15 protein-coding genes are annotated in these 17332 nt (G+C 37.8%); 12 read left to right on the plus strand and 3 right to left on the minus strand.

Going from position 1 to position 17332, the window contains the following annotated elements; genetic code table 11:
* Window positions 1-380: 380 nt before the first annotated feature.
* Window positions 381-1286, minus strand: a complete 906-nt coding sequence (locus tag ACFPQ3_RS04795; RefSeq protein WP_156805485.1) for a LysR family transcriptional regulator — start codon at window positions 1284-1286, stop codon at window positions 381-383.
* Window positions 1287-2939: an Rqc2 family fibronectin-binding protein gene (locus ACFPQ3_RS04800; protein WP_156805484.1), complete on the minus strand. Its 1653-nt coding sequence runs from the start codon at window positions 2937-2939 to the stop codon at window positions 1287-1289.
* Between the two features lie 258 nt (window positions 2940-3197).
* On the opposite strand from ACFPQ3_RS04800, the gene ACFPQ3_RS04805 reads away from it, so the two are divergent.
* The 8 genes from ACFPQ3_RS04805 to ACFPQ3_RS04840 all read left to right on the plus strand — a co-directional run bounded on the left by ACFPQ3_RS04805 (window position 3198) and on the right by ACFPQ3_RS04840 (window position 12073).
* Window positions 3198-3995, plus strand: coding sequence for a dihydroorotate dehydrogenase electron transfer subunit (locus ACFPQ3_RS04805; protein WP_156805483.1), 798 nt, complete (start codon window positions 3198-3200; stop codon window positions 3993-3995).
* Window positions 3996-4004: 9 nt separating this feature from the next.
* Window positions 4005-4943: a dihydroorotate dehydrogenase gene (locus ACFPQ3_RS04810; RefSeq protein ID WP_156805482.1), complete on the plus strand. Its 939-nt coding sequence runs from the start codon at window positions 4005-4007 to the stop codon at window positions 4941-4943.
* A gap of 367 nt (window positions 4944-5310) precedes the next feature.
* Window positions 5311-6486: a tryptophan synthase subunit beta gene (gene trpB, locus ACFPQ3_RS04815; RefSeq protein ID WP_156805481.1), complete on the plus strand. Its 1176-nt coding sequence runs from the start codon at window positions 5311-5313 to the stop codon at window positions 6484-6486.
* Window positions 6487-6597: 111 nt separating this feature from the next.
* Window positions 6598-7596, plus strand: coding sequence for a tryptophan ABC transporter substrate-binding protein (gene trpX, locus ACFPQ3_RS04820; RefSeq protein WP_156805480.1), 999 nt, complete (start codon window positions 6598-6600; stop codon window positions 7594-7596).
* Between the two features lie 24 nt (window positions 7597-7620).
* Window positions 7621-8487: an ABC transporter permease gene (locus tag ACFPQ3_RS04825; RefSeq protein ID WP_156805479.1), complete on the plus strand. Its 867-nt coding sequence runs from the start codon at window positions 7621-7623 to the stop codon at window positions 8485-8487.
* Complete coding sequence (locus ACFPQ3_RS04830; protein ID WP_156805478.1) at window positions 8484-9242, plus strand: ABC transporter ATP-binding protein; 759 nt, start codon at window positions 8484-8486, stop codon at window positions 9240-9242. Before ACFPQ3_RS04825 ends, ACFPQ3_RS04830 begins: the two co-directional genes overlap by 4 nt.
* Window positions 9243-9503: 261 nt before the next feature.
* On the plus strand, window positions 9504-11165 hold the full coding sequence (locus ACFPQ3_RS04835; protein WP_156805477.1) for a ribonuclease J: 1662 nt from the start codon (window positions 9504-9506) through the stop codon (window positions 11163-11165).
* 137 nt (window positions 11166-11302) lie between these two features.
* On the plus strand, window positions 11303-12073 hold the full coding sequence (locus ACFPQ3_RS04840; protein WP_156805476.1) for an alpha/beta hydrolase: 771 nt from the start codon (window positions 11303-11305) through the stop codon (window positions 12071-12073).
* Between the two features lie 131 nt (window positions 12074-12204).
* On the opposite strand, the gene mscL is transcribed toward ACFPQ3_RS04840, so the two are convergent.
* The gene (mscL, locus tag ACFPQ3_RS04845) at window positions 12205-12582 is read right to left on the minus strand and encodes a large conductance mechanosensitive channel protein MscL (RefSeq protein ID WP_156805475.1); all 378 of its coding nucleotides are present in this window, start codon (window positions 12580-12582) and stop codon (window positions 12205-12207) included.
* A gap of 132 nt (window positions 12583-12714) precedes the next feature.
* On the opposite strand from mscL, the gene dnaG reads away from it, so the two are divergent.
* The 4 genes from dnaG to rfbD all read left to right on the plus strand — a co-directional run bounded on the left by dnaG (window position 12715) and on the right by rfbD (window position 17287).
* A complete protein-coding gene (gene dnaG, locus ACFPQ3_RS04850) occupies window positions 12715-14520 on the plus strand; it encodes a DNA primase (protein ID WP_156805474.1) in 1806 nt (601 codons plus the stop codon).
* A 5-nt stretch (window positions 14521-14525) separates the two neighbouring features.
* Window positions 14526-15635, plus strand: coding sequence for an RNA polymerase sigma factor RpoD (gene rpoD, locus ACFPQ3_RS04855; protein ID WP_156805473.1), 1110 nt, complete (start codon window positions 14526-14528; stop codon window positions 15633-15635).
* A gap of 96 nt (window positions 15636-15731) precedes the next feature.
* Window positions 15732-16067, plus strand: coding sequence for a metal-sulfur cluster assembly factor (locus ACFPQ3_RS04860; protein ID WP_156805472.1), 336 nt, complete (start codon window positions 15732-15734; stop codon window positions 16065-16067).
* Window positions 16068-16435: 368 nt separating this feature from the next.
* Window positions 16436-17287 (plus strand): dTDP-4-dehydrorhamnose reductase, encoded by an 852-nt coding sequence (rfbD, locus tag ACFPQ3_RS04865; RefSeq protein ID WP_156805471.1) that lies wholly within the window; start codon window positions 16436-16438, stop codon window positions 17285-17287.
* Window positions 17288-17332 lie beyond the last annotated feature (45 nt).

A 17332-nucleotide genomic window follows, 5' to 3' on the forward strand; every position in this document is an offset into this window, starting at 1 on the left:
TAAAATATCGCCTAAGAAGCATGAGTATAAGAAGTCATGATTTCGAAGTCTTGACTTCCCTTCGCTCTCTGATTTCTAAGCTCAGGCTGAAACTGTCCACTGGACAGTTTCACTCTCCCCTCTACACAGCTCCAAATGTCTGGGTAACCTTTGGAGGTTGAAAATAAGATGAACGACATTCATCACATTCGTATAGGATGACCGCTAACGATTGCGTGGTACTAAAATAGTACGGTGGACTATTTTAGGTGGACACTTGAAAATGAAGGAAGTATCCACCTACAGACCTCCAATCAACCACTGCGTCAATCTGTTATCACTATCAAAAAAGAAGGTTGAGATATTTTTTTGTCCCAACCTCTTTTTCTATTTTCTAATGATTAGTCAAATTTTACTTCTTCTAGTAGGTAGTCAATAAATTTCTCACCCATTTTTGATAGATTTGCTTTTTCATGTTGGATATAGACTAGTTCAATGTCATCATCTACATCAAGAGGAATTGATGCAATATTATCACCATTAAGATTACTGTTGAGAATACCGGTTGCAATCGTATAGCCATCCAAACCTATAAGGAGGTTGAAGAGGGTTGCACGGTCGGAGACAACAATTGATTTATTGTGTGGAATATGAGCTAAAATTTCTTCTGCAAAGTAGAACGAATTATGAATACCTTGGTCGTAGGAGAAGTAAGGATACTCTTCCAAATCTTCTATGCTAACCAAGTCTTTTTTAGCCAAAGGGTGAGTTTTTGAGACAAAGATATGTGGTTTAGCTGTAAAAAGAGGAGTAGAGATAAGACGATTGTCATCGAATAACTTAGTCAGAACATCTCGATTATAATTATTGAGGAACAGTACCCCAATCTCAGAACGGAAGTTCTTGACATCATCGATGATTTCCCAAGTTCTGGTTTCACGAAGAAAAAGCTCATAACGACTCATATCAGTTCCTTTTAACAAGGAAACAAAAGCATTAACGACAAAGGCGTAGTGCTGTGAAGATACAGAGAAGAGTTCTCGATTAGCAGTTGGATTTTTATAGCGTTCTTCTAAAAGGGATGTTTGTTCCACGACTTGACGGGCGTAGGAGAGAAATTCCACCCCATCTTTAGTCAATGTAATACCCTTGGGATTACGAATAAAAATATCAATTCCCATCTCACGTTCAAGGTCACGAACAGCATTTGAGAGGCTGGGTTGCGTGATATAGAGCTGTTTAGCAGCTTCATTCATCGAACCAGTTTCAACGATTTTGATAATATAGTGTAATTGTTGGATTCGCATTTAGTTTAACCTCATGCTTTGAATTTTTTCTTCGGTAGGGGTCACACGTAAGGTTTTTTGTCCTGTATAAGTTACAAAACCAGGTTTTCCCCCCGTAGGTTTATTGAGTTTTTTGGCCTCAATCATATCTACTTGGACAAGATTGGAGAGTCTTGCTTTAGAATAGTAGGCAGCAAGCTCAGCAGCATCCGTCTTAACTTCATCAGAGGGATCAAGATTATCTTTGATAATGACATGAGAACCAGGAATGTCTTTAGCGTGGAACCACAGTTCACCTTTTTTAGCCATTTTAAAGGTTAGTTCTTCATTTTGAAGGTTGTTCCGTCCCACCATAATAATGGTTGTTCCGTCAGAAGCTAGATATTGCTCAGGGTTCTTGCGCTTATGGCGTTTATCAGTAGTACGGCGTTTCATAAGACCAGCCTGAACCAATTCTTCACGGATATCTTCAATCTCATCCATGTTAGCCTGTGAGAGATTATAATCAACGGATTCAAAATACTCAATGGTTTGTTTAGTATCTTCAATGAGACCAGTTAAGTGTTTCACAGCCTCTTTCAATTTTTGGTATTTTTTAAAATAGCGCTGGGCATTTTGATTGGGTGTGAGCGCGACATCAAGCGCAATGGTGATTTTTTCACCAGTATAGTAGTTATCAAGCTCAACAGAGTCTTTATTGTTTGGTACCAAGCTGAGATATGTTGTCAAAAGTTCCCCTTTTTGGCGGAATTCTTCAGCATTTTCAGTTGCTAAAAGTTCAGTCTCTTGCTTGCCTAATTTTTTACGATTCTTTTCTAGTTCATTTTGAACACGATGGAGCAAATCACTCGCTTGCTGGGCAATTCTGTCCCTCTCCGCCTTTTTCCCATAGAAAAAGTCCAAGAGCTCTGATAGTGTCTCAAAGGTTTGATTACTATCGGAAAATAGCAGAGCTGCAAAGCTTTTTTCTGTTAAATTAGGCTGGGTTTCTTGGGAAAAGAAAGCACGAAACTGTTTAAGTTTATCCGTTCTAAGCTGCGCAGCTAATTGACTTGCTGTATCGCGACCTAGTCCTTGAAAAAGCTTCTGAAGATTTTTAGGAGATAAGTCCTCAGTTTGTAAGATTTCAAAGAGCTTAGTATCAGAGATGTCAAAGGGATTTAGCGCGTTTGTTTTTGGCGGAGCAATATAAGTGGACCCTGGTAAAATAGTGCGGTAAGAGTTTTGAGAAAAACCAACATGCTTGATTGATTCAATGATCTTACTTTCGTTTTTATCAATCAAGATAATGTTAGAATGTTTTCCCATTATTTCGACAACAAGAGTAACTTTGATAGCATCTCCAATCTCATTTTTGTTAGAAACTGAGATTTCAAGAATACGATCGTTTTCAATCTGTTGAATACCCTCGATGACAGCACCCTGAAGATATTTTCGCATAATCATGGTATAGGTATTGGGATTTTGTGGATTTTGAAAATCTGCAGTTGTTGTTTGAATACGTCCAAAAACAGGATGCGCTGATAATAACAGTTTATAATTCTGTCGATTATTGCGAATCGTTAAGACTAATTCTTGTTCAAATGGCTGATTAACCTTTTGAATGCGCCCGTATAGAACCTGATCTCGCAATTCATTGGTCAAATGATGGAGAAAAAAACCGTCGAAAGACATGCAGTCTCCTTTCTTTTTTATGAAGTATCGTTCAATTTATCATAGGTGATATTATACCAAAAATTATCTTAAAATTCTGCTTTGACAAGTGCCTATAATTAAGGTATAATACCCGAAAACGTCAATAAACCTTTAAGACGTCCAGAGAGGCGACAAGGTAGGAAAAAAGCACTAGGACTGTAGTGTGTCTTTTTGTGAACAGCCGACCTTGCCTCAGTTATGGACAGGGTCTTTTTGCATATAGAAAGTGAGAACATTATGGGCTTGGGTTGTGGTAAAAAAGCGATTTTAAAAGAAGTGATGACCATTGTTAGTCAGCGTGAAATCGCACCATCTATTTTTGAAATGGTTTTAACAGGTGATTTGGTTCAACAGATGGAAGCAGGACAGTTTTTGCACATACGTGTTCCTGACGCGTCTAAACTCTTACGTCGTCCCATTTCTATTTCTGAAATTGATAAGGACAAAGAACAAGTGACCATTGTTTATCGTGTTGAGCGCGCTGGTACAGCTATTCTCTCTCAGTTAAAGGTAGGAGATAGACTTGATGTCATGGGTCCTCAAGGAAATGGCTTTGATTTATCGGTGGTAGGAAATGGTCAAACAGCTCTCCTTATTGGAGGAGGAATTGGTGTACCTCCACTTGTTGAAACAGCTAAACAATTATATGAGAAAGGTGTAAAAGTTATTTCTGTGATTGGTTTTGCCAATAAAGATGCTGCTATTTTAGAAGAAAAACTGTGCCAGTATGGTGATGTTTACGTAACGACAGATGATGGTAGCTATGGTATCAAGGGCTATGTATCAACTGTTATTGATGGCTTTGATTGGATAGCAGATGCTATTTATAGCTGCGGTGCACCCGGCATGCTTAAGTATGTTGATAAGCGCTTTGAGAACCATCCACATGCCTTTATCTCAATGGAAGAACGCATGGCTTGTGGCATGGGAGCTTGTTACGCATGTGTGGTTCACTTGAAAAATGAATCAGAAGTTGCCAATAAACGTGTTTGTGAAGATGGTCCAATCTTTCCAACGGGAACAATCGTTTTATAGGAGGATTCTATGTCTAAACGTTTACAGATTGCATTACCAGGTCTTGACTTGAAAAATCCTATTATTCCAGCTTCTGGTTGTTTCGGTTTCGGTCAAGAATACGCTAAATATTATGACCTTAATCAATTGGGGTCTATCATGATTAAAGCTACCACAGCAATGCCTCGTTTTGGAAATCCAACACCCCGTGTTGCTGAAACACCGTCTGGTATGCTTAATGCGATTGGACTTCAAAATCCAGGAGTCGATGCCGTTTTAGCTGAAAAATTACCATGGTTAGCACAGCACTTTCCAGACTTACCCATTATTGCAAATGTAGCAGGCTTTTCTAATGAGGAATATGCCTATGTTTCTGGAAAAATCTCTAAAGCACCAAATGTTAAGGCCATTGAACTGAATATCTCATGTCCTAATGTTGACCACGGAAACAATGGCTTGTTAATTGGTCAGGTTCCAGAATTAGCCTATGCAGCAGTAAAAGCTAGTGTTGAACAGTCTGACGTTCCAGTTTATGTCAAATTAACCCCAAGTGTTTCTGATATTATAACTGTTGCTAAAGCAGTCGAAGCTGCGGGAGCAACGGGTTTTACTATGATTAATACTTTGGTTGGAACGAGATATGATTTAAAAACGAGAAAACCAATCATAACCAATGGTCAAGGTGGCATGTCAGGACCTGCTATTTTTCCAGTTGCTCTAAAGCTCATTCGTCAAGTGGCACAGATGACAGATTTACCAATTATTGGTATGGGTGGTGTGGACTCTGCAGAAGCAGCTCTCGAAATGATGATTGCTGGTGCCTCAGCAATCGGAGTAGGGACGGCCAACTTTACTGACCCCTATGCCTGTCCAAATATCATCACAGACTTGCCAAAAGTTATGGACAAGTATGGAATTTCTAATTTAGAAACACTCAGAAAAGAAGTGCGAGAGGAACTGAGAGGATAAAGGTGATAAAGAGATAATTGATAGGAATTGACAATATGCCACTAAAAAATCTGTTAAAAAATTTAGAAAATTTTATAAAAAGTCTTGCAATTTTTAAAATTTAAGTTATAATTAAGGAAATTAAACGAGAGGAGTCTTTGACATGAAATCATTCACATCTACAAACTGGCAAAGCTGGCGTCTATAGAGTTGTGTTTATGTTTTGGCATAGATACGACTTTTTGGAGTACTTCAAAAAAGTATCTGTGCCGCTTGTCTTAGATTTCAAAAAGAAAAGCGTCATAGGAAACTAGGCGCTTTTTTGCATACCTCCAAGACAAATTATTGTTCAATAGCCTAGTTTTCAAAACAGAAAGTAGGAAATGATATGACACAAAAAGGATTTTATGGTGATTTTGGTGGTTCATTTGTTCCAAAAGAAATCCAAACATTACTAAATGAGTTAGAAGATATTTTTGAAAAATACCGTAAAGACGATGAATTTTTAAAAGAATATCACTATTATTTGACAGATTATGCAGGGCGTGAAACTCCACTCTATTTTGCAGAGAGTTTAACAAACTATCTTGGAGGAGCCAAAATTTACTTAAAGCGTGAAGATTTAAATCATCTGGGCTCCCATAAATTAAATAATGTCTTGGGACAAATTCTTCTGGCAAAACGGATGGGCAAGACCCGTGTGATTGCTGAGACAGGTGCAGGTCAACACGGTGTGGCTACAGCGGCAGCAGCAGCCAAATTCGGCATGGCCTGTGATGTCTACATGGGTGCTGAAGATGTAAAACGCCAACGCCTCAACGTTTTCCGTATGGAAATGATGGGAGCTAGAGTACACGCGGTTGAAGCTGGTACCGCTACTCTAAAAGAAGCAGTAGACGCTGCTTTTGCGGCATGGATGGCTGATTTGGACGCCTTCTATGTACTTGGTTCTGCTGTTGGACCGCACCCTTACCCAAGTATCGTGCATGAATTCCAAAAAATCATTTCTGAAGAATCCCGTCAACAGATTTTGGACAAAGAAGGCCGTCTTCCAGATGCCGTCATTGCCTGTGTTGGTGGTGGATCTAATGCTATTGGCGCTTTTTCGGAATATATAACAGATAATTCAGTGACTTTGATCGGTGTTGAAGCGGCTGGACATGGTGTTGATACAGAGAAACACGCTGCAACCATGACCAAGGGAAGTGTTGGTATCATCGATGGCATGAAGACTTTTGCACTTTTTGAAAAAGATGGATCGGTAGCCCCTGTTTATTCAATTTCAGCGGGACTAGATTATCCAGGAGTAGGTCCAGAACATGCTTTCTTAAAGGAAAATGGCCGCGTTGAATATGTTTCTGCAACAGATGATGAGGCTGTCCAAGCATTACTCTTACTTTCAAAAATGGAAGGAATAATTCCAGCAATTGAAAGTTCACATGCTTTAGCTGAAGCAATCAAAAGAGCACCGTATATGTCTAAAGACCAGATTATTATCGTCAATCTTTCAGGTCGTGGAGACAAAGATGTTGCATCTATTGCTGATTATTTGGAAAATAAATAGTCTATCAATCATTTATTAGAGACTTAATGCTAGATTAGAAAATGTAAGAAGCTATTTTGCTGTTGTTAATAACAGGCTTCTAATTCGATAGTTATAAAAGAAGGAAAACTTATGAAACACAAAGGACTTATTGCCACACTTACTGCTATTACACTCTTAACTTTGTTCGCGATTTTTGCTAGAGAAAATGGCAGAGCGCCAAAATCTTCTGAAAATCAGGTTGTTAAAATCGGAATCTTACAGTTTGTTACCCATGAAGCCCTTGATGCTATTAATCAAGGAATCGTTGATGGTTTAGCTGATGCAGGTTACGATAGAACAACGGTTCAATTAACACAACTGAATGCGGAAGCTGATCAGAGCAAAATCAAAACCATGTCAGATCAGCTAGTTAAATCTAATGATTTAGTCATTGGAATTGCCACCCCAGCAGCACAAGGTTTAGCAAATGCAACAACAGATATTCCAGTCGTTATGGGAGCTATATCAGATCCTGTTGGTGCAAAATTAGTTACTGATTTACAAAAACCTGAAGGAAATGTTACCGGAACATCAAATATCGTTCCTGTCAAACAAACAGTGGATTTGATTGGTAAACTTACTCCTAATGTCAAGAAAATTGGTGTACTCTACGCAAGCAGTGAAGATAACTCCATTTCACAAGTAAAAGAGTTCCGTAAATCAGCACAAGAGCAAGGGTTTGAAATTATTGAGTTTGCCGTTCCTTCAAGTAATGACATTACAGCTACAATGGGAATCGTTGTTGATAAGGTAGATGCCATTTTTGTCCCTCAAGACAATACCATCGCATCAGCTTTTCCAACCGTTATCGGAGTAGCCAATGAAGCTAAGTTGCCAGTGTACTCAAGTGTTGACACCATGGTAGCTCAAGGAAGTCTGGCAGCGATTTCTCAAAGTCAGTACGAATTAGGACGAGAGACGGCCAAGATTGCTGCTAAACTCTTAGCAGGGCAAGAAGTGAAAAATGTTCCTGTAGCTATTATTGATACTGGTAAACCGCTTGTTAACCCTAAAGCAGCAGAGCTTCTTGGCATCACACTTCCAAAAGAGATATTAGAAGAAGCAGATGTCGTCAAAATACAAGAATAGATAGAACAATATAAGGATAGAAACATGATTATTTCAGCAGTGTCACAGGGATTCCTGTATGGTATTTTAGGGTTAGGAATTTACCTCACCTTTAGAATTTTAAATTTTCCAGATATGACGACAGAGGGCTCTTTTCCATTAGGAGCGGCAGTAGCAGTCACTTTAATCAATCATCATATCAATCCACTTTTTGCAACTTTATTAGGAATGTTAGCAGGTTGTTTGGCAGGATTGGTGACTGGACTTCTGTATACAAAGGGGAAAATTCCAACTATTTTAGCAGGGATTTTAGTCATGACATCAGCTAACTCAATTATGCTTATGATTATGGGAAGGGCTAATTTAGGTCTTCTTGGACGAAAAACTTTAATTGATTTCTTACCCTTTAGTAAGGATGTCAATGTTTTATTGCTAGGGCTGATTTCAGTTACGATAGTGATTGCTTCTTTAATTTTCTTCTTACATACACAGTTGGGGCAGGCTTATATTGCTACGGGAGATAATAGAGATATGGCCAAGAGCTTTGGTATCAATACTGACCGTATGGAAGTAATGGGCTTGGTTGTTTCCAATGGAATTATTGCTCTTGCAGGTGCTCTTATTGCTCAACAAGATGGATATGCAGATGTGCAAAAAGGTATTGGGATTATCGTTGTTGGTCTGGCCAGTATTATTATTGGTGAAGTTCTTTATAGCAATTTAACCCTACTAGAGCGCTTGATTGCTATAGTCGTTGGCAGTATTCTTTACTGGGCTTTAATTACGACTATTCTTGCTCTAGGCTTTAATAGTAATTATCTTAAAATATATAGTGCTATTGTTCTTGCCCTCTGCCTTGTTTTCCCAACAGTAAAAGAAAAAGTATTGAAAGGAGTGACCCTATCAAGATGACCAAAATTGTAGAATTAAAAAATGCCACAGTCCGTGTTAACAACGGTTTTGATGAGGTCAAGGTCATTTTAGACGATGTTAATTTGACTATTTATGAGCATGATTTTTTAACCATTCTAGGTGGTAACGGTGCAGGAAAATCTACGCTTTTCAATGTCATTGCAGGGACACTCATGTTGACTAGCGGTAACATTTTTATCATGGGGGAAGATGTGACGCATCTACCAGCTGAAAAACGTGCTAATTATTTGTCTCGTGTCTTTCAAGACCCAAAGATGGGAACTGCTCCTCGTATGACGGTTGCTGAGAATTTACTTATTGCTAAGTATCGTGGAGAAAAGCGCCGACTTTTACCAAGAAAACTTCAGGAATTTTCAGATGAGTTTTTGACACTTTTAGCAAAAACTGAAAATGGATTAGAACGCCATTTAATGACACCAGCTGGTCTTTTATCTGGTGGGCAAAGGCAGGCGCTAAGCCTTTTAATGGCAACGCTAAAACGTCCAAAGCTCTTACTATTGGATGAACATACCGCCGCTCTTGACCCTAAAACCTCAACTTCATTGATGACTTTAACGGATCATTTTGTTAAAGAAGACCATCTGACAGCACTGATGATTACGCATCGTATGGAAGATGCTCTTACCTATGGTAATCGTGTTCTAGTCATGAAAAATGGTAAAATTGTAAAAGACGTATCTACAGCAGAAAAAGCTCAGATGACCATCAGTGATTATTATCAAATTTTTGAATGAAAAGCTCTGCCTCGTGCAGACTTTTTAATTGTCTTTTCAGAAAAATATTTTCAAATATGGTATAATACAAGGGACTGTAATTCGACTTACCAACCTTAGCAAATACTTGTATGAAGGACGTAAGGAACGTTTGTAATAATTTATAATTAGAGAAAAGTTTTATGATTTTCTCAATAGATAAGACATAAGAAAGGAGTGCCTAGTCAGTTTATCTAGGCTGGGGTTAAGATAAGTAAAGTCTTGACCCAAGGATTTTCAAAAATGAGTGATATAAAAATCATTGCCTTAGGTGGCGTGCGTGAAAATGGTAAGAATTTTTACTTAGTGGAAGTTAATGAAGCTATTTTCATTTTAGATGCGGGATTAAAATATCCTGAAAATGAACAACTGGGGGTAGATGTTGTTATTCCCAACTTAGAGTATTTGGCTGAAAATAAAGATCGTGTTCAAGGTGTTTTTTTGACCCATGGACATGCTGACGCCATTGGAGCTTTGCCATATCTTTTACAAGAAGTTAAGGTGCCTGTATTTGGTTCAGAATTAACGATTGAATTAGCCAAATTGATGGTTAAAAAAAATAATAGCACTAAGAAATTTAACAATTTTCACGTTGTTGATAGTGCTACTGAGATTGATTTTAAAGAAGCGACAATTTCTTTTTTCAAAACAACTCACTCTATTCCAGAAAGTTTGGGAGTTGTAATCGGAACGGAGAAAGGCAATATTGTCTATACTGGTGACTTTAAGTTTGACCAAGCAGCCAGTCGCTTCTATGAAACAGATTTAGGGCGTTTAGCTGAAATTGGCCGTGAAGGCGTTCTTGCCCTCTTATCAGATTCAGCTAATGCGACGAGTAATGTTCAAATTGCCAGTGAAGCAGAAGTTGGTGTCGAGATGAACAATGTTATTGAAGAAGCGCACGGGCGCGTGATTGTCGCTGCTGTAGCTTCAAACCTTGTTCGTATTCAGCAGGTATTTGATGCAGCAGCACGCTTTGGTCGCCGTGTGGTTCTGACAGGTTTTGACGTTGAAAATATTGTCCGCACAGCTATTAAACTTAATAAACTATCGGTCTTTAACGATCGATTGATTATCAAAGCAAAAGATATGGACAAATATGAAGATCATGAATTAATTATTCTTGAAGCTGGTCGAATGGGAGAGCCGATCAATGGTTTGCAAAAAATGGCAATTGGACGTCATCGCTATGTTCAGATTAAAGATGGTGATTTAGTTTATATTGTTACTACGCCAAGCATTGCTAAGGAAGCAGTCGTAGCTCGTGTCAACAATATGATTTACAAGGCTGGTGGTTCTGTTAAGATGATTACACAAAATCTGCGCGTGTCTGGACACGCTAACGGGCGTGATTTACAGTTGATGTTGAATCTTATGAAACCTAAATACCTTTTCCCAATTCAAGGGGAATACCGTGATTTAGCAGCCCATGCAAATCTTGCTGAAGAAATTGGAATATTGCCAGAAAATATTTATATCGTGAAGCGCGGAGATGTGATGCACCTGTCTGACCAAGGTTTCCTTCATGAAGGTGGTATTCCAGCTAGTGATGTCATGATTGATGGAAATGCTATGGGTGATGTTGGTAATATTGTTCTTCGTGACCGTAAAATTTTGTCAGAAGATGGTATTTTCATCGTTGCTTTGACCGTCAATAGACGTCAAAAGAAGATTATTTCAAAAGCAAAAGTCCACACACGTGGTTTTGTTTACGTCAAGAAGAGCCGTGATATCATGCGCGAATCTGCTGATCTAGTTAATACAACGGTTGAAAATTATTTTGCTAAAGATGGTTTTGATTGGTCAGAGCTAAAATCAGTTGTACGAGATGAGTTAAGCAAATTCCTTTTTGATCAAACAAAATGCCGCCCAGCGGTTCTACCAGTTATTATGGAAGTTCGTTGATTTGAAAATCAATCCTACCTCAGTTGAGGTGGGATTTCTTCATATTATATATACCTATATATAGGTATAGGTATAGCAAATTTTGGAGTTGCAAATTTCTTGTGATATAATGGAAAAATGGATGGGAGAGGGTGTATATGGCATTTTTACAAATTGAATACAATTCAGAAGTTCTTAAACAACGTCGTCAGGTTAATGTCATTTATCCTGATTTGGGAATTGGCAATCGTAAAGAGATTCCGGTTCTTTATTTGCTTCATGGAATGAATGGTAATGAAAATTCTTGGAATAATCACACAAATCTTCAGCGGTTAGTAAGGCACACAAATTTAATTATTATCATGCCAAATAGTGATAACGGTTGGTATACCAATACAGCTAGTGGAGTCAATTACTATGATGCCATTGCAGTAGAATTACCTAAGGTGATGCGTGACTTTTTGCCTAATATGACAACTAAACGTGATAAAACCTTTATTGCAGGTCTTTCTATGGGTGGCTATGGAGCTTTTAAAATTGCTTTAACGAGTAACCAATTCAGTTGGGCCGGTTCATTTTCTGGAGCCTTATTTACTGATGAGAAGATATTAGAGCATACAACAGAAAATGAAATTCCCTATTGGACAGGTATTTTTGGACCACTCACAGCTGAAAATCTTTCTAAGCACACCTTGTCTTATCATGCAAAGGATTTTGATGGAAAAACAAACCTCTATGCTTGGTGTGGACAAGAAGATTTTCTTTTTGCAACTAATGAAAAAGCTATCGCTGACCTTAAAGAAATGGGGATAGCAATTGATTATCGTAAAGCTCATGGTACACATGATTGGTATTATTGGGAAAAACAAATTGAAGCCTTTTTAGAAATGTTGCCAATTGATTATGTGACAGAAGAACGATTGAGTTAATATTAAACAGACTAAGATTAGTAGTGAGGAACTAGAGTGGGATCAGCATCGTTCTGGTTTGTCCCAGACTCATTTATCTACTGTTATTGATATAGGAAAAGCACCTCTTATTGAAGTGCTTTTTGGTAATTTTATTTTTTTAGAAGATCACGGATTTCTGCAAGAAGTTCTTCTTGAGTTGGTCCAGCTGCTTCAGCGGCTTCCTCTTCAGCTTTTTTAGTAAGAGCAGTTGCTTTTTCAGCAGCTTTTACAACAAAGAAGAGAGAAGTACCAACGATAAGGAAGTTGATAATAGCACTTAAGAAGCTACCATATTTAACACCATTCCAAGTCAGTTGTGCAATATTTTCAACATTTGCTGCTTTTAAAGCTGGGTTCAAAATAAGTGGTGTAATGATGTCACTGACAAATGATGTGATGATTGCACCGAAAGCGCCACCGATGATGACAGCGACAGCAAGATCAAGAATGTTCCCACGGAACAAGAAGTTTTTCAAATCTTTAATCATATAATTAAAAATCCCCTTTAAATTTATTACTGTATAAGTATAACGAATATCAAATGGAAAGGCAAATGAAATGACTGATTTTTTTCATTTACACTATTTTCTTAACATGTTATAATAAAACATAAATCTAAAATGGGCTTTTTGTGTGGAGGTGATGATTTGGCGATTAGTAAAGATCAGATTGCTGACATCAAAAATGCTATTAATATTGTCGATATCATTGGTGAAGTTGTTTCGCTTACAAAAGCCGGCAGGAATTTTTTGGGACTTTGCCCATTCCATAATGAAAAAACTCCTTCCTTTAATGTTATTGAAGATAAACAATTTTATCACTGTTTTGGTTGTGGAAAATCAGGAGATGTCTTTAAGTTTCTTGAAGAGTATCGTCAAATTACCTTTATGGAAAGTGTTCAGATTTTGGCTGAACGAGCTGGTATTAGCATTGCTGTTCAAGAGCCACAAGTTAAACGAACGCAGGTACATCCCCATCAGAAAATTTTTTTGCTTAACCAAGATGCAAGTAAGTTTTACCATGCAGTTCTGATGACAACAACGCAAGGACAAGAAGCTAAAAATTACCTTTATAGTCGTGGTCTGACAGATGAAATCATTTCATATTTTAATATCGGACTTTCTCCAAGTGAACCTGACTATCTGTACCAAGCAATGTCAAAAAAATATGATGAAGACACTTTGATGCAAGCAGGTTTGTTCAATCTTTCAGAAAACAATCGTATTTTTGATGCGTTCCAAAATCGTATTATGTTTCCATTAACTGATGATGGTGGACATATTTTAGGTTTTTCGGGGCGTATTTGGACAGAAGAGGACAAAGAAAAAGGGCAAGCGAAATATAAAAATACGCGTACAACCCCAGTTTTTAATAAATCTTACGAATTATATCATATGGATAGAGCAAAAGCGGTGGCTAAAAAAACGCATGAAATCTATCTGATGGAAGGTTTTATGGATGTTATTGCAGCTTACCGCTCAGGTATAACCAATGCGGTGGCTTCTATGGGAACTGCTCTGACACCTGAACATGTTCGTCATCTAAAACAGTATACTAAAAAGGTTATACTGACTTATGATGGTGATTCAGCTGGACAAAATGCTATTGCGAAATCTCTAGAAATTTTGAGGGAGATGACTGTTGAAATTGTCCGTATGCCAAATCAATTGGATCCTGATGAGTTTTTACAAAGACATTCTGAAGAAGCACTAGCAAAGCTTTTAACGCAATCACGGCTATCATCTACAGAGTTTTGGATTTATTATCTAAAACCTGTGAATACTGATAACCTTCAAGCGCAAATTGCTTATGTTGAGAAGATTTCTGAATTGATTGCTCAAGTGCCGTCCCTTACAGCGCAAAATACCTATATTAATTTGGTGGCGGATTTATTACCTGACTTTGATTATATGCAGGTTGAACAAGCTGTTAACAATCATCGATTGATTGACCGCAAAGAACGCCAAGAGAAAACTTACCAAGAACGGCAAGTCATAAAAAACCTTCCTTTAAGTAAGGCACTCACAGCTCTTCACAAAGCAGAAAATCAACTGTTTCACAGGATTTTACACCATCCTTATCTACTTAATGAGTTTAAAAATCGTTCAGATTTTTCATTTAAAATTCCAGAACTTCAATCACTTTATTTGCTTTTGAAGAAATCTGGTGAGATTAGTGCCCTAGATTTAAGTTTATTATCGGAAGAAGAAAACCGGGCCTATTATCAGGTTCTTGAGGAAATATTGCCTCCTGAAGTTGCTGAAGGAGAAATTGTACAAATAGAAGAAAGGATTTATCGACTTTTAGAAGAGCAGAAATTTCGCCACACGGCTAAATCCATTCGTGAATCCAGTAATCATGGAGATATTGACCGAGCTGTTGAGGAATTGCAAGCCCTCATTTCCCAAAAAAGAAAGTTGGAATAAAATATATGGCAACTAAAAAAACAAACACTACATTTAATGTTCAAGTAGCAGATTTCATTCGTAATCATAAAAAAAATGGAACAGCTATTGATGAAGAAGTGACTGAAAAACTAGTCATTCCTTTTGTTCTTGATGCAGATCAAATTGATGACTTATTAGAGCGTTTAACAGATGGTGGAATTGCGATTACAGACAAAGAGGGTAATCCATCAACAAAATATGTGGTTGAAGAGATTCGGCCTGAAGAATTGACAGATGAGGAGTTACTAGGATCAAATTCGGCTAAAGTCAACGATCCAGTTCGTATGTATCTTAAAGAAATTGGGACAGTTCCATTATTGACAAATGATGAAGAAAAAGAACTGGCTGTTGCAGTTGCTGCTGGTGATCTACAAGCTAAGCAACGTTTGGCAGAAGCCAATCTGCGTTTGGTTGTCTCTATTGCAAAACGTTATGTTGGGCGTGGGATGCAATTCCTCGATCTTATTCAAGAGGGAAATATGGGGTTAATGAAAGCTGTTGATAAGTTTGACTATGAAAAAGGCTTCAAATTTTCAACTTATGCCACTTGGTGGATCCGTCAGGCTATCACACGTGCAATCGCGGACCAAGCTAGAACAATTCGTATACCTGTTCACATGGTTGAAACGATTAATAAATTAGTCCGTGAGCAACGTAATCTTTTACAAGAATTAGGTCAGGATCCGACGCCAGAGCAAATTGCAAAACGTATGGATATGACGCCGGATAAGGTACGTGAAATTCTAAAAATTGCTCAAGAACCGGTATCGTTAGAAACACCCATTGGTGAAGAAGATGATAGTCATTTAGGTGATTTTATCGAAGATGAAGTGATTGAAAATCCAGTTGATTATACGACGCGCGTTGTTTTACGTGAGCAGCTAGATGAAGTTTTAGACACTCTTACAGACCGTGAAGAAAATGTACTTCGTCTTCGTTTCGGTCTTGATGATGGTAAAATGCGTACACTTGAAGATGTTGGTAAAGTCTTTAATGTTACTCGTGAACGTATTCGTCAAATTGAAGCTAAAGCGCTCCGCAAATTACGCCATCCAAGTCGTAGTAAACAATTGAAGGACTTTATGGATGAGTAACAGCTAACCATTCAGACAAAATGATGTTTTACAGTTAATCATTTTTGTAGCTGATTAGTAATTGTTGATAGCAATTTATCAACTAGAAAGAATAATATGTCAGATAAAAAATATACCGATGAAGAGATTCTAGCCATTAAAGATAATATTCTTCAAGGGTTAGAAGAAGTTATCGATCCGGAGCTTGGCATTGATATTGTTAATCTCGGTTTAATTTATGAAATCCGTTTTGAACAAGATGGTTCTGCTGAGATTGATATGACTTTGACGACGATGGGGTGCCCCTTGGCTGATTTAATCACGGATCAAATTCATGATGCCATGAAGTCAGTTCCAGAAGTCACTAAAGTGGATGTTAAATTAGTATGGTACCCAGCCTGGACAGTTGATCGTCTAAGTCGTTATGCACGGATTGCTCTCGGAATACGTTAATATGAAGAATCTTTCCCGTTGTTCTTCCTCCCGGTCCTATCAAGCGATTGGAAGACTATAAAAATAAAAATCGCCACATGATATTAACGTTTTAACTTATCAACTTATAGAAGAACATCCATTTTTCAACATTATCGCCACAAAGTTTTGGCGTTTTCAGATATAAAGGTAATTGAAATTGTTGGTGTAAGGACAGTTGGATCGCGCATAATATGGGTTATTTGATTGTATTTTCAAAAAATTGACTTTTCTATCCTGAAATCACTCATTGACATTAGCAACTACGGGAATGATTCATGAAAATTAAAAGGGTGCTTTATCACCCTTTTTTTGGTACAATAGAGAAAATACAATCTAAGGAGAATCATATGATTTTAGTAACGGGTGCTAATGGACAGCTTGGGACAGAGCTCCGCTATTTGCTTGATGAAAGAAATGAAGAATATGTTGCAGTTGATGTTGCTGAAATGGATATCACAAACGCTGAAAAAGTCGATGAGGTCTTTAGGCAAGTGAAACCAACTTTAGTCTACCACTGTGCTGCCTATACAGCGGTTGACGCAGCAGAAGATGAAGGAAAAGAATTAAACCATGCGATCAATGTGATTGGTACAGAAAATGTTGCTAAAGCAGCTGCTAAATATGATGCAACGTTAGTTTATATTTCAACAGATTATGTTTTTGATGGTGAAAAACCAGTTGGTCAAGAATGGTTAGAGACCGATAAAACAGATCCTAAGACAGAATATGGGCGCACTAAACGCTTAGGAGAAGAAGCGGTTGAAAAATATGCTGATAAGTTTTATATTATTCGAACGGCTTGGGTATTTGGAAATTACGGTAAAAACTTTGTCTTTACTATGCAAAATTTGGCAAAGCAACACTCTCGTTTAACGGTTGTTAATGATCAACACGGCCGTCCGACATGGACACGTACACTTGCAGAATTTATGTGCTACTTAGCAGAAAATCAAAAAGAATTTGGATATTATCACTTGTCAAATGATGCCAAAGAAGATACTACATGGTATGATTTTGCGGTGGAAATTCTAAAAGATACCGATGTGGAAGTTGTACCTGTTGATTCATCAGCCTTTCCAGCTAAAGCTAAGCGTCCACTTAACTCAACGATGAATTTAGACAAGGCAAAATCAACTGGCTTTGTTATTCCAACATGGCAAGATGCATTAAAAGAATTTTTTAAACAAACCAAGAGATAAAAAAGGGGGCATCGTCCCTCTTTTTTTGATGCGTGGCTAAATATG

The organism is Streptococcus caledonicus, assembly GCF_042656225.1.
Lineage (GTDB): Bacteria > Bacillota > Bacilli > Lactobacillales > Streptococcaceae > Streptococcus > Streptococcus caledonicus.